Source organism: Serratia symbiotica (genome assembly GCF_000821185.2).
Taxonomy (GTDB): Bacteria; Pseudomonadota; Gammaproteobacteria; order Enterobacterales; family Enterobacteriaceae; genus Serratia; species Serratia symbiotica.
In genome coordinates, this window is sequence record NZ_CP050855.1 from 2,016,344 (window position 1) to 2,029,837 (window position 13,494).

Sequence of the window (13,494 nt, forward strand, 5' to 3'; positions counted from 1 at the left end):
GCGAAGATGAACGGTCATTCCAGAGGAAAGTGAACGCGTTATTTCCTAACACGTCCTAACGTTTCTTTATTACCCCCGCTGTTCATTTTGTGTCAACCGGCGCCAGACTTTTTCTCATTGACTCACCTTTCATCTCTAGCCGGTGAGAGTTATGCATCAGGCGCTCCAGGATGGCGTCGGCCAGCGTATTATCACCCACACAGCCATATTAATCATCCGTTGGCAACTGGCTGATCATTACTGCGGCGTTCCCCCCGTATCAGTGGCTTCGGCCCAGGTGTAATTTGACGCACCCAGCACAGCTTCGAAGATCTGCGCCTGGCGATACTCGCCAGTTTCCGTCGAGATAACCGGCACTGGGGGCCACAGTAGCCGATAAAGCATTTTTCACCGGCGAGATGCTGCTGGCACATGGAGCGCTTCTGCGACAGGCACCAGGCCTGATAGCGGCAGCAGAGCAGCGAGTAGCTGTAAACCCGGACAGACATCCGCTGGCAATATTCCTCCCACAGCAAATGTCAGGTGACTCCTTTCTTACGCAACTCAATATGGATAACGGCCCAGTCAGGATCCTCCAGCGAGCCGGGACGGCTGTCAGACTCCGGATACAGCAGGCTGGCAAGCCGGGGCCCTGGCATCCTCTCAGGTAGCGGCCAGGAGAGCCAGGAGGCCTCAAGGCGTTTGAGCATTTTCTGGATGGCACCACAGCTAACATCGGCACACTGGCTTATCTGGAGGAAGGGTAGCCCGACCGCAAAACGCAACCTTAAAATTTCATGGATTTTACGCATTGCGATTCTCTTGTTTGGCATATCACTCCCCTCAGAATAAAAGGGATTAATATGTCATTAAAATCAATTCGTTAAGAATTATTCTGGTGAGGTGAACAAAAATTCCGGTCAGATGAACACCGATTCTGGTCATGGTGCAAAATCGTGGTATTTTCCGCCGGAAAATGCGTTCACTCAAAACCAGAATCAGCGTTCACTTTCCGCCAAAATAACTGTTCACGATGGGCCTGAATACGCAAGCTGACAGCACAAAACCTGATTATCCTAACTACCAAACAAACAATAAGATGCCGACCCTGCCCCGTGTTTTCAACAAGTGTCCACCACTGTGTTCACATTTGCTAGCCTGACTAGCGCCTGATTGGTAACCTATTATCAGCTTGTGGTGCTTGCATAACGCTGAATAACACTAAAAATATCGCTATAATAAAAACAAATGGTTACACCATACTTAAGGAGCCGATTTATGGGCTTGAAAGGGGTATTGACTCACAGCATGTCGCACAAGCAACGCATCCTGGTTAAAAGTAATATTGCTGCTCTGCTGTTTTTTGTTCTATTTACCACCGTTACCTTGTCTCTTATTACCCGTCAGCGCGTGCAATATCAGCGAACGGTGAAAGAACACACGCTGAAAACTACCCTCAGCTATATCAATCATCTGGTGACAACTATGCAGCAAATGTTGCCACTCACCGCCAAACCCTGCCTATCCAGCCAAGCGGATATCACTTATCAAGCAGCATTCACCTCCGGCGTTCGTACCTTTTTGCTAGTTAAAAACGGTTATGCCTATTGTTCTTCTGCCAACGGTGACCTGATGCTGCCGCTGAAAATCCTCTATCCAGAAATCAACTGGAACCAGCATTTAGATTTTAAGCTGCAACAGGACACCCCTACTATGCCGGGTAAGCCGACAGTTGCCGTTTGGCTGCGTCAGCCCGACAGACTGGATACCGGTATCCTGGCCACATTGGATATTGACTTGGTACCTTTGTTGATTACCCCTCGCTATGCACAAACACCTGACATCGCCATCGTGATGGGCGATAGCGCGCTGACCACTTTCACCCCGAACCTAATGCCAGTAAATCAACTGCCTCATCAAGAGGCTGACCGCCTGAACATTAACGGACTACCGTTAAGCATCATGTTCTACAACGAGAAACTGACACCCGAAGACATTCGTCTGACGCTGTTGGGTAGCCTGGTGTTATCACTGATGATAGGGGTACTCTGCTACTACACGTTGCTGTTACGTCAAAGTGTAGTGGTCAACTAAAACTGGCCACCGCGTTAGAGTTTTTCCAGTATCGGTTTTCCGATTCGTTTGGTGGTAACCCACCGTTATATTCATGCGGCCTGAGCGCGCTGTAATACCCAACGATATAGTCCGTTATTGCGTGGGCTGCATCGCTGAAGTTTATGTAACCCGTCACCGGTACCCATTCGTTCTTCAGACTCCTGAAGAAGCGCTCCATTGGGCTATTATCCCAGCAGTTTCCACGCCGACTCATACTCTGTCTGATCCGATACCTCCACAGTGACTGCCGGAACTGTCTGCTTGTGTAATGGCTGCCCTGATCGCTGTGGAACATCACTCCGGCTGGTTTTCCCCGGGCCTCCCACGCCATCTCCAGCGCTTTGATGGTCAGCCTGCTGTCCGGTGAGAACGACATTGCCCAGCCCACCGGTTTTCTCGCGAACAGGTCGAGAACAACGGCGAGGTAGGCCCAGCGCCTGCCTGTCCAGATATAGGTCACATCGCCACACCACACCTGATTAGGCTCTGTCACTGCGAACTGCCGCTCAAGGTGATTCGGGATAGCGATGTGTTCAAGGCCACCGCATTTATACCGATGAGTGGGCTGTTGACAACTGACCAGCCCCAGCTCTTTCATGAGCCTGCCGGCGAGCCATCGTCCCATCCTGAAGCCCTTCATGGTTGCCATAGTTGCGATACTCCTTGCGCCAGCAGAGCCATGGCTGACGCTATGCAGTTCCAGTACCTGGCTGCGTAATACAGCTCGTCTGCCATCTGGTTTTTCAGGACGGTTTTTCCAGTATTTGTAGCTGCTGCGATGAACCCCGAACACGTGGCAGAGTGTGACCACCGGATAATGCGCTCTGAGTTTCCCGATTATCGAGAACTGTTCAGGGAGTCTGACATCAAGAGCGCGGTAGCCTTTTTTAATATTTCGTTTTCCATTTCAATACGTTGTATTTTTTTCCTCAGCTCACGTATTTCAATTTGTTCAGGAGTAATGGGAGAGGCTTTAGGTATTTTTCCCTGCCGCTCATCACGCAACTGCTTCACCCATCGCGTCATTGTGGAAAGGCCGACATCCATAGCACTGGCTGCATCTGCCACGGTGTAGTTCTGGTCAACGACCAGTTGAGCGGATTCGCGTTTGAACTCTGCACTGAAATTTCTTTTTTTCATTGAAGCACCTGTAATGTCCTGAGGTGAGCATATCACCTCTGTTCAGGTGGCCAAATTCAGTGTGCCACTACACTACACCCTGATGTGTTCATCCTCGATGCGGAAAGAAGCGGACTTATCGTACCGTTAACCCGCCACCTGTTCCGTCTGATCGCCAAGGATGCGCCGCAGTTAGCCACGGTATTACCACAGGGGGCCAAAATCGGTCTGAACATTTCCCCTGCCCATCTCAGCACACCTTCATTCCACCAAGACGTGTATGAATTGCTGGCTCAATTGCCGTGCAACTACTTTAGGTTGATGTTTGAGATCACCGAACGCGGCATGGTGGAGGAGAAAAATGCGCTAGCGGAATTCGATTGGCTACACGAACAAGGCATTGAGATCGCTATTGATGATTTTGGCACTGGCCACAGCGTGCTGATATACCTCAAACGCTTCAATATGGATTACCTGAAGATAGACCGGGGCTTCGTCAACTCGATCGGCCAAGATACGGTAAGCGCACCGGTGCTGGACGCTGTGATTTCACTGGCCAAAAAGCTGAAAATCCTCACCGTGGCAGAGGGGGTGGAAACCGCCGTACAGATGCGCTTCCTACAGGAGCGCGATGTTAACTTTGTGCAAGGGTACTACTTCAGCAAGCCGCTAAGCATCGATGACTTCATCGCCTACTGCAATGCCAACCAAGTGTTTGATTATCAGGCACAGCAGACCTGAACTTTACACTTCTTTGCCCACTGTGGCCGCACAGAAAATAAAAAACCGACGCTGCGGATTCGGCGACAACGAATAGATGAAGCATCCAATGTATAACATGGCGGTGAGGCGCTAGGGCATTGTTGCCTACGACAAAATAGCCACCTGAGTGTACCTATACTCGGCAAATTAGACGGGGTCAAAAAGGATAGTGTGCTCTGAGCTGCTCAGCGATCGCTGCACCTACGTTTTTCAGACGACACATGGCAGCGCTTTCGTCGCTGTGTTGCACAAACAGGCAAGGTTCGCCTTCACACTCAACGATAGCACAATCGATTTGAATCTCCTGTAGAGAAGCATTGAGCTGCCGCATGACACGCCAAGCATCAGTCCCTTCATGGCTGAGCAGTTTCAAGCCTATCAGGCAGTTATCTTCGTCTATTCCGCTAAGAGGAATCGGTTCAACCTTAATGCCGATAAAACCTGGTAGCCAACGATAACTTTGCGGCAAGCGATGTACTACCGAAAGTTGAATACTCACCACACGAAATCCCTTGTTTGAGAAGATAAAACACATTTTACCTGACAGGGTCAGGTTACTCAGTTAGAGCCACTACCAACCGACTTTGCAGCACTAAATGTTATTTTAATGTAAAGATTTCACCACATAGAGCCTACCCCAGTAAGCGTATATTGTTGCAGCCAGTTTGAACACAGACAACACACAACAACCGACGCGTACCTGGAGTCCGTGAGAATAGTGAGCACTACCCAGGGCCAAAATGACAAATAAAATAGCCTAGTGGGATAGATTCTTATTCCTTGTCATGCTGATGTGCGTGTGCTGTTCGTGGGGGTCGTCTCACAACATTTTGCCACTAAGCCAGTATTTCCGCGTTATATGTAACCTTTTCACATAACAATCTCAACTTTTTTATTGCAATAAAATTACTTTTTATTTTGCATATTTTTACATTTAAAAAACATTTTCATCACACAAATCACGTAAAAATATTATTATTTAATTATATTAAAACTAATTATTTATCTGTAAAAAGTTATAATCGATGATAACCATGCCGCGAAACATCATAATTATTAATAAATAGTTAACAAGATATTTATTACCCGTGGAGCGTCAAACTGGCAGGTGCACTGTTTTGAGAAGCCAGGGCTTAGCGCCCTGGGGCTCAAAAGGGGGATCAAGCGTCGCAGTTGCGCGGCTGGCTGGCGTACAGGTATAACAGCATCGCCACAATGCTGCACAGTGCCATAGAGGAAACCATCGACCAGGTACTGTGACCCGGCACCATTGCCAGCACCGCACCCACCAACGCACCGATGCTAGAACGTAACGTGCCAGCCAGTGAGGAAGCAGTACCAGCCATATGCGGGAAACCATCCAGGATCACCGCCATGGCGTTGGAGGTAATCATCGCAATACAACCCAGGTAAACCGCCACACCAATCACCAGCGCCCAAAAGCCCAAGCCAACGGCACTGATCGCCAATAGCCACAGCCCCATCGCCAACTGTATCAACAATCCCAAACGAAACATACTGATAGCCCCTACCCGCCGCACATTGTAGCTATTGAGCAGGGTAGTAAGGAACAGGAAGACGATGTTCAGCGCGTAGTAGTAGCCAAAGTGTTGCGGCGAAACGTGATTTAGTTCGATATAAACAAAAGGCCCGGCGCTGAGGAACGAGAACATGCCAGCGAACGAGAAAGCACTAGCCAGCATATAGCTCAGCACCCGCTTATGGTGGAACAGTGAGGCGAAGTTGCCCAGCGTGGTTCGCAGGTGGAATTTCTGCCGCCGTTCTTTCGGCAACGTTTCCTTGATAAACAGCGCCACCAGCAACGAGCCGATCAGCGCGGCGGCACCCATAGCCCAGAAAATAGCGGGCCAGTTGAACCATAGTAGCAGCGCGCCGCCGATTATCGGTGCCAGCAGCGGCGCAATAGTCATCACCAAAATCACGAACGACATCATGCGCGAGAACTCGTCTTTAGTGAACATATCGCGCATCAGGGCGTTGATCACCACACTGGCAGAGGCGGCAGCCAGGCCATGCAGTAAACGCAGCCCGATCAACAGATCGATCGACTGCGCCATAGCACAGGCGCAGCCTGCAATGGCGAAGATCAGCGTTCCCCATAGGATCATCGGCTTGCGGCCAATGCTGTCCGACATCGGCCCATAGAATAATTGCCCAAAGGCGAAGCCGAGCATATAGGCGCTGAGCGTCATCTGCACGCGGCCTGATTCAACGCCAAACTGGGCGGCGATCACTGGCATGCTGGGCAGATACATGTCGATAGCCAACGGCATCAGCATGGAAAGCAGACCCAGAATAAAAATCAAACCGAGGTGAGACGTCCGGTTATGTTGCACGTTTAACGACTCCTTAGTTATCCGCAATCCCGTAGGTGTGGTGCACCCACGCTGGCGATTTCCTCTGCGGTGAGCGGGCGGTATGCGCCCGATGCCAGATCCTTATCCATCACAATGGTGCCAATGCGCTCGCGGTGCAGTGCGATCACCCGATTGCCGATTGCTGCGAACATGCGCTTCACTTGATGGTAGCGCCCTTCGCTGATGGTCAACCTCACCTGACGATCGTTGATCTTCTCCAATTGAGCGGGCCGAGTCAGGCTCTTTTCGTTATGCAGTTGCACACCAGCGGCGAAGCGCTGCGCAGTATTTGCCGCCAGCGAATGTTCCAGAGTCACCAAGTAGGTTTTTTCGCAGTGGTGTTTCGGCGAGGTGACGCGATGTGACCACTGACCATCGTCGGTCATCAGCACCAAGCCGGTAGTGTCGATATCCAACCGGCCGGCGGCATGCAACTTGTAAGCCACCGGTTCATCGAGAAAGTACAACACCGTGGGATGATCGGGATCATCGGTGGAACAGACGTAGCCCTGCGGCTTATTGAGCATAAAATAACGCGGGCCATTCTGCTGCGCCAGCAGATCGCCGTCGAACTTTACTTCCTGCTCAACCGCCAACTTGACCGCCCCGTTCTTCACTACTTCGCCGTCTACGGTGATACGTCTAGCCCGAAGTTCACGCGCTACCAAGGCACGGCTAATACCTAACTGCTGAGATAAAAACTTGTCCAGTCGCATTGAATCTATTTTGCCTGTCGTTGTAATTTGCCAAAATACGACACCCTACCACCGCATCGGCGCAATAGCAGGTTCGAAGGGGAAATCGCGTGGGGAAACAGCGATGGCTGCAAAACGAGTATAACGGCGGAAACCGCCCTCTGACAGGGGTAATTTCCATGCTTCTCGCCTCGTGCGCATTCAGAGGGCATAATGATAGAGGTTTTTTGGTCACCAAGGGAGTAAAATGTCACTGTCTCAGTGGGATCAAATGTTGCAAACATGTTTTTAGCCCCCCTTAACCCATGGCGTTAACTTATGGCATTTACCCTACGCCCGTACCAATTGGAAGCGGTCGACGCCACCATCAAACATTTCCGACAACATGCTGAGCCAGCGCTGATTGTATTGCCGACTGGTGCAGGCAAAAGCTTGGTGATCGCCGAACTGGCAAAACGCGCGCGTGGCCGGGTGCTGGTGCTGGCTCACGTCAAGGAGTTGGTGGCACAAAACCATGCCAAATACTGCGCCTACGGGCTAAAAGCGGATATCTTCGCCGCCGGGCTACGACAAAAAGACAGCGCAAGCAAAGTGGTGTTCGGCAGCGTGCAGTCGGTGGCACGCAACCTGATGCTGTTTGACGGCACCTTTTCCCTGCTGATTATTGACGAATGCCACCGTATCAGCGACGACGACGACAGCCAATACCCGCAGATCATTCAGCATTTGCAAAAATCTAACCCGCAGTTGCGGCTATTGGGATTGACTGCCACCCCTTATCGGCTAGGTAAGGGGTGGATCTATCAGTATCATTATCACGGCTTTACCCGCAGCGATGACCACAGCCTGTTCCGCGATTGCATCTATGAACTGCCACTACGCTATATGATTAAGCATGGCTTTCTGGTGCCGCCAGAACGGCTGGACATGCCGATTGTGCAATATGATTTCAGCCGTCTGAGGGTCAGCAGCAGCGGGCTGTTCAGTGAGGCAGACCTGAATCGCGAACTGAAACGGCAAAACCGTATAACACCGCACATTATTAGCCAGATCGTAGAATATGCCGCAACACGCAAAGGGGTGATGATTTTCGCCGCTACCATTGAGCACGCACGTGAGATCCATGGCCTTTTGCCCACTGGGGAAGCCGCGCTGGTCAGTGCCGCAACCCCCAGCGTCGAGCGGGATGCATTGATCACAGCTTTCAAACAGCAGCAATTGCGGTATCTGGTCAATGTGGCAGTGCTGACCACTGGCTTCGACGCGCCACACGTCGATATGATCGCCATTTTACGCCCCACCGAATCCGTCAGCTTGTATCAGCAGATCGTTGGCCGTGGACTTCGGCTGGCCCCCGGAAAAGTGGACTGCCTGATCCTCGATTACGCGGGTAATCACCACGATCTATTCACCCCGGAGGTAGGTGTCAGTAAGCCGCACAGCGACAGCCAACCGGTGCAGGTATTCTGCCCTGGCTGCGGTTTTGCCAATCTGTTCTGGGGAAAATGTGCTGAGAACGGCGACATCATCGAACACTATGGCCGCCGCTGCCAAGGCTGGCTGGAGGATAACGATGGCCATCGCCAACAGTGCGACTACCGTTTCCGTTTTAAGCGTTGCCCGCACTGCGATGCAGAAAACGACATTGCCGCCCGCCGTTGCCATCAATGCCAGCAGATATTGGTCGATCCCGACGATATGCTAAAGGCTGCGCTGAAGTTGAAAGATGCCCTGATACTGCGTTGCGGCGGCATGACGCTGCAAAGCGGCCACGACGATAAAGGCGAATGGTTGAAGGCCACCTACTATGATGAAGACGGCACCAGCACCAGCGAACGTTTTCGCATACAGACACCAGCACAGTGTAAAGCATTCGACATGCTGTTTCTGCGCCCACATCAGCGTGCACCGGGTGTACCCTTCCGATGGAAAACCGCCGCCGATGTGCTAGCGCAGCAACAGTTGCTGCGCCATCCAGACTTTGTGGTGGCGCGTAAGCGTGGTCAGTTCTGGCAAGTGCGGGAAAAAGTGTTCGATTATCAAGGACGCTTCCGGCGTGCCAACGAGCTATATTAACCACGGCGGCTAGCGCCTTGGACAGATTTTCATTGCCCTGCGGGGGGCATTCCGTTAGAATTCCCCGCGCTTTGCCTGGGTTCGCCCGGTGTAGAGGCAGGTTATCGAACTTGCTACTGGGTCGCCTGTAGCAGGGTAAATTTTCTTTTAAGAGAAAAAAAATGTTCACTATCAATGCGCAAGTACGTAAAGAGCAGGGTAAGGGTGCGAGCCGCCGCCTGCGTGCAGCAAATAAGTTCCCGGCTATCGTTTATGGTGGCGAAGAAGCGCCAGTCTCTATTGAGCTGGGGCAAGATTATGTAAAGAATATGGCAGTTAAGCCAGAATTCTATAGCAAAACCATTACTCTGGTTATCGACGGTAAAGAGACCAACGTTAAGGTTCAGGCTATACAGCGTCACCCGTTCAAGCCAAAACTGACTCACATCGACTTCGTTCGCGTATAATCGCAACGTATCCGAGCTTTTCGGAACACCGAAGTAAAAAACGCCGAAATATCGGCGTTTTTTATTTGTCTACCATTGTGCAAGGTCACTTACTATTACCGCTCAGACGGCGTTGCAACTGATCGCGCAGGTTTGGCGGGGTGCCTTTAATGGTCAGCGTATCAGTAGCTGCATCCCAGAAAATTCGCTCACCCAACAGCATCGCATCAAAAGTTAGGCTAATACCACCGCCGCTACCGGCAAACTTGGTCAACTGGCGCAACGTACCGCGATCCGCAGGGAAACTGTCTTCAAGATGATAGCCCTGTTCGCTGGAAAACTGCATGAAATCCTTTTCACCAGCCGACGCAATTTCCTGCGACAACACCTGTAACTCGATCTCTTCACCAACGTGTAGTTGTTGATTACAGTAGCTGTACACCTGCTGGCGCACCGCTTGCCGCTCGTTTTTATCCAATTGTGCGTCCGCGCAATAATCGTCAACCGCTTGTAGCAGCCCTCGGTTTTGCGCTTTGGTGTCCAGCCCTTCGGCTGCCGCCAGGAAGTCCATAAAGAAATCGGAAACTTTACGCCCTACCCGCCCTTTCAGAAAGGTCAAATAACGGGTTGATTGTGGATTGGTTTCCCACTCGGTCAGATCGATGCGCGCTACAATATCGGCGTGGTTGATGTCCAGATAATGGGTGGTGTTGATATCCAACGTTTCATTGACGCGTGTGCTATTACGGCTGTTCAACACCGCAATAAGCAAATATTCCACCGCCAGATAGCGGTATTGACCAAACAGCACTACACCGCCTTCAGCGAACGGGTACTTGGCCAACTCATCACGCAAACGCCCAGTGGCTGCACGGCTGAAAGCCAGAAAGTCTTTGTCATCCTTACGGCATATATGCAGCGCTTGCGCCAGTTCGCTGCCTTCGTTGAACAGACCATAGGCTTTGTTCTTGGCGCTGTAAACGCGATGCAGTTCCGCCATCATCTCTTCCACCGCCGCATTGGCAGGAAGCAGGGAATCGCGTAGCACCACATCCAACGTTTGCTCGTCGCGTTTAACCAACTGATGCAGAGCGATCTGGTCGATATCCAGACTCATGGTAAATCCTCCTGTTCTTTAGCCGCGTATTCAAACACTGAAAGCCCTCGCTCTGCAATACTAGGCTGTGTCCGGTCATGGAGCGTGGCAGCGGCGCTGATCCAAAGGCCGGTAGGGCAGTGCACCCAACAACGCGGAGTACGGGATTTTGGGGGCGGCTCGCAGGGCGAGGGCCATTTGAACGCCCACCTAGATGACGAACCGCTTAATTTAGCCCACCAAACCTCACGACCTGTACCATGCGGCGCGCTCAAATGACCACCAGCAGCGTTCAACTGTAATGCCGAGACACTGCCTAGCAACCAATCCCATTAGGCTATTTTATTTACCATTTGAGATAGGCTCTAAAGCAACGCCACAGTTATCGATGCGATTTGAAAGAAAAAGGGGATCGATAAAAGAGCGGAAAATCACGACCCCATACGGTAAGATGTGCAACTTTATCAGGTTACTAAGCACAATTTTATGCCACAATCATCTCGTTACAGTGACGAACGCGTTGAACAACTGCTCTCTGAGTTGATCAATGTTCTGGAAGAACACCGTACCCCCACCGATCTTTCTCTGATGGTACTGGGCAACATGGTGACTAATCTGATCAACACCAGCGTTGCACCCGCACAGCGGAAAACCCTGGCAAGATCATTTGCTGAAGCCCTGCAAGCTTCTATTCGTGAAGATGAAGACAAAACGCATTAAGACCTATTTATGGTGACAAACCGCCAGCATTATCGTGAAAAAGTCTCCCAGATGATTAGCTGGGGGCACTGGTTCGCCTTATTTAATATCCTACTTGTCCTTGGGGTGGGGAGCCGTTACCCGTTTCTCACTGACTGGCCGTCTTCGCTGCTAGGCCGGATATATGCTCTGATCAGTCTATTGGGGCACTTTAGCTTTGTCGTGTTCGCCGGTTATCTGCTGGTGATTTTCCCGCTCACCTTCGTGGTGATGTCGCAACGGCTGTTGCGCTTTATTTCCGCCGCGCTAGCTACCACAGGGCTGACACTGCTGTTGGTCGATAGTGAAGTGTTCTCCCATTTCCACCTGCACCTCAACCCGGTAGTGTGGGCACTGGTGGTCAACCCAGACCAAAGCGAACTGGCGCGCGACTGGCAACTGATGTTTATCTGCGTGCCAATCATCTTTCTGGTGGAGATGCTGTTCGGCACCTGGAGTTGGCAGAAGCTACGCAGCCTGAACCGCCAGCATTTCGGCAAGCCGCTGGCGGTGCTGTTTATCTGCGCTTTTCTCACTTCGCATCTGATTTACATCTGGGCTGATGCTAACTTCTATCGCCCGATCACTATGCAACGCGCCAACCTGCCGCTGTCTTACCCGATGACTGCGCGTAAATTCCTTGAAAAGCACGGCCTGCTCGATCAACAGGAATATGATCGCCGTCTGATGCAGCAAGGCAATCCTGAAGCCGTAGCAGTAGAATATCCGCTTAGCGATCTCAGCTACAGCGATAAAGGCAGCGGTTATAACTTACTGATGATTGTGGTGGACAGTCTGCGCCCTCAGGATATGGCACAGCATATGCCTGCCCTGGCTCATTTTGCGCAGGAAAATGTCCGCTTCAACAATCATTACAGCTCAGGCAATTATGCCAATACCGGTTTGTTCGGCTTGTTCTACGGTATTTCGTCAACCTATTTAGACAACATTCTTGCCTCGCGCAAACCCTCAGCGCTAGTGAATGCACTCGGTGAACAAGGGTATAGGTTCGGCTTGTTCTCATCCGACGGCTTTACCGCCCACCTGTATCGCCAGGCCCTGCTGACCGACTTCTCCCTGCCCGCGCCCACCAAGCAAAGCGATGAAATCACCACGCAGCAATGGCAACGCTGGTTAGTGGATCAGGGCAGTAAAGAAGAACCATGGTTCTCCTATCTCAATTTCAGCGGTACCGCGCTAGCAGTCAGTGGGAGAACGCCAGCATCGACCGATATTATTCAGCGTTACCGCAACGGAGTGCAGGATGTGGACACACAGATCGCTCAGGTGCTGGGTATATTGAAGCAACGTGGCCTGCTGAATAAAACCGTGGTGGTGATCACCGCCGAGCACGGCATTGAATTCAACGATGCTGGCAAAGAGCCATGGGGTAGCGGCTTTAGCCAACCTCAGTTGCATGTACCGCTGGTGGTTCATTGGCCGGGTACGCCAGCGCAAACCATCCGTAAGTTGACCGGACATAACGATGTGATGCGCACGCTGATGCAACGCCTGCTGCATGTGAAAACTGCGCCAAAGGATTACTCGCAGGGTGAAGACCTGTTTACCGCCCAGCGCCACAACAACTGGATCGCCACCGGCGACAGCAACCGACTGGTGATCACCACGCCAACGCAAACGTTGATGCTGGACAACAATGGCATTTACCGTGCCTACGATAAAGATGACCAAGAGATAAAAGACGAGAAACCGCAGCTTACCCTGCTATTGCAGGTGCTAACCGATGTAAAACGCTTTATTGCCAACTAACTGCTTAGAACATAAGCAATCGGACAACTAAGTGTTTGCATTAGCATTGAGAATAGGTAGTATTATCTTCCGCAGCGTCGGCATGTAGCGCAGCTTGGTAGCGCACCGTCATGGGGTGTCGGGGGTCGGAGGTTCGAATCCTCTCATGCCGACCAAATTATCCCCAACGTTTTGTCTGTTGAAGTCCAGACAAGACTATAAAAAACAGAATAAACAGTAGGTTGCACAGGCATGCTGTTTTTTTTTGTCTAGCTAAGTCCACACTGATACAGTGAAATCCAACATTTTTAGGCGTATCTTTAGGCATACAATCCATCGTGTCGTCTGAGTCATATGCCTAA

13 protein-coding genes, 1 tRNA gene and 1 pseudogene are annotated in these 13,494 nt (G+C 51.2%); 7 read left to right on the forward strand and 8 right to left on the reverse strand.

Annotated features, from left to right (window positions below):
• Positions 1 to 82: 82 nt before the first annotated feature.
• From SYMBAF_RS18695 to SYMBAF_RS10135, 3 genes are all read right to left on the reverse strand, one after another.
• Positions 83 to 199 carry an ATP-binding protein gene (locus SYMBAF_RS18695; RefSeq protein WP_272899519.1) on the reverse strand — a complete coding sequence of 39 codons (117 nt, stop codon included), beginning with the start codon at positions 197 to 199 and terminating at the stop codon, positions 83 to 85.
• Between the two features lie 38 nt (positions 200 to 237).
• Complete coding sequence (locus SYMBAF_RS10130; protein WP_160289800.1) at positions 238 to 384, reverse strand: hypothetical protein; 147 nt, start codon at positions 382 to 384, stop codon at positions 238 to 240.
• Between the two features lie 134 nt (positions 385 to 518).
• Complete coding sequence (locus tag SYMBAF_RS10135; protein ID WP_052447779.1) at positions 519 to 812, reverse strand: hypothetical protein; 294 nt, start codon at positions 810 to 812, stop codon at positions 519 to 521.
• A gap of 445 nt (positions 813 to 1,257) precedes the next feature.
• On the opposite strand from SYMBAF_RS10135, the gene SYMBAF_RS10140 reads away from it, so the two are divergent.
• Positions 1,258 to 2,073 (forward strand): CSS-motif domain-containing protein, encoded by an 816-nt coding sequence (locus SYMBAF_RS10140; protein WP_052447778.1) that lies wholly within the window; start codon positions 1,258 to 1,260, stop codon positions 2,071 to 2,073.
• On the opposite strand, the gene SYMBAF_RS10145 is transcribed toward SYMBAF_RS10140, so the two are convergent.
• Positions 2,066 to 3,234 (reverse strand): IS3 family transposase gene (locus tag SYMBAF_RS10145; protein WP_152609001.1). Its coding sequence is split into 2 segments (ribosomal slippage): positions 2,066 to 2,985 and positions 2,985 to 3,234, totalling 1,170 coding nucleotides; the frame shifts between segments, so codons are not numbered across the junction. The genes SYMBAF_RS10140 and SYMBAF_RS10145 overlap by 8 nt on opposite strands.
• 78 nt (positions 3,235 to 3,312) lie before the next feature.
• Between SYMBAF_RS10145 and SYMBAF_RS10150 the strand changes: the two are divergent.
• Positions 3,313 to 3,954: pseudogene (locus SYMBAF_RS10150) on the forward strand (EAL domain-containing protein); the annotation flags it as partial.
• A 178-nt stretch (positions 3,955 to 4,132) separates the two neighbouring features.
• Here SYMBAF_RS10150 and SYMBAF_RS10155 read toward each other — a convergent pair.
• The 3 genes from SYMBAF_RS10155 to rsuA form a co-directional block, all read right to left on the reverse strand.
• Complete coding sequence (locus SYMBAF_RS10155) at positions 4,133 to 4,477, reverse strand: YejG family protein (RefSeq protein WP_040265377.1); 345 nt, start codon at positions 4,475 to 4,477, stop codon at positions 4,133 to 4,135.
• Between the two features lie 658 nt (positions 4,478 to 5,135).
• A complete protein-coding gene (locus SYMBAF_RS10160; protein WP_040265375.1) occupies positions 5,136 to 6,332 on the reverse strand; it encodes a Bcr/CflA family multidrug efflux MFS transporter in 1,197 nt (398 codons plus the stop codon).
• A 17-nt stretch (positions 6,333 to 6,349) separates the two neighbouring features.
• A complete protein-coding gene (rsuA, locus tag SYMBAF_RS10165) occupies positions 6,350 to 7,069 on the reverse strand; it encodes a 16S rRNA pseudouridine(516) synthase RsuA (protein WP_040265374.1) in 720 nt (239 codons plus the stop codon).
• A 297-nt stretch (positions 7,070 to 7,366) separates the two neighbouring features.
• On the opposite strand from rsuA, the gene radD reads away from it, so the two are divergent.
• Both radD and rplY read left to right on the forward strand, forming a co-directional pair.
• Positions 7,367 to 9,124, forward strand: a complete 1,758-nt coding sequence (gene radD, locus SYMBAF_RS10170) for a DNA repair helicase RadD (protein WP_040265373.1) — start codon at positions 7,367 to 7,369, stop codon at positions 9,122 to 9,124.
• Between the two features lie 161 nt (positions 9,125 to 9,285).
• Complete coding sequence (gene rplY / locus SYMBAF_RS10175) at positions 9,286 to 9,570, forward strand: 50S ribosomal protein L25 (protein ID WP_006708557.1); 285 nt, start codon at positions 9,286 to 9,288, stop codon at positions 9,568 to 9,570.
• Between the two features lie 85 nt (positions 9,571 to 9,655).
• Here the strand turns inward: rplY and yejK are convergent, their stop codons facing one another.
• Complete coding sequence (gene yejK / locus SYMBAF_RS10180) at positions 9,656 to 10,666, reverse strand: nucleoid-associated protein YejK (RefSeq protein ID WP_040265372.1); 1,011 nt, start codon at positions 10,664 to 10,666, stop codon at positions 9,656 to 9,658.
• Positions 10,667 to 11,131: 465 nt separating this feature from the next.
• Here yejK and SYMBAF_RS10185 point away from each other — a divergent pair, with 465 nt between their 5' ends.
• The 3 genes from SYMBAF_RS10185 to SYMBAF_RS10195 all read left to right on the forward strand — a co-directional run bounded on the left by SYMBAF_RS10185 (position 11,132) and on the right by SYMBAF_RS10195 (position 13,308).
• On the forward strand, positions 11,132 to 11,365 hold the full coding sequence (locus SYMBAF_RS10185; protein WP_040265371.1) for a YejL family protein: 234 nt from the start codon (positions 11,132 to 11,134) through the stop codon (positions 11,363 to 11,365).
• 9 nt (positions 11,366 to 11,374) lie between these two features.
• Complete coding sequence (yejM, locus tag SYMBAF_RS10190) at positions 11,375 to 13,153, forward strand: LPS biosynthesis-modulating metalloenzyme YejM (protein ID WP_040265369.1); 1,779 nt, start codon at positions 11,375 to 11,377, stop codon at positions 13,151 to 13,153.
• Between the two features lie 78 nt (positions 13,154 to 13,231).
• Positions 13,232 to 13,308: transfer RNA gene (locus tag SYMBAF_RS10195), tRNA-Pro, on the forward strand.
• Positions 13,309 to 13,494: the final 186 nt, after the last annotated feature.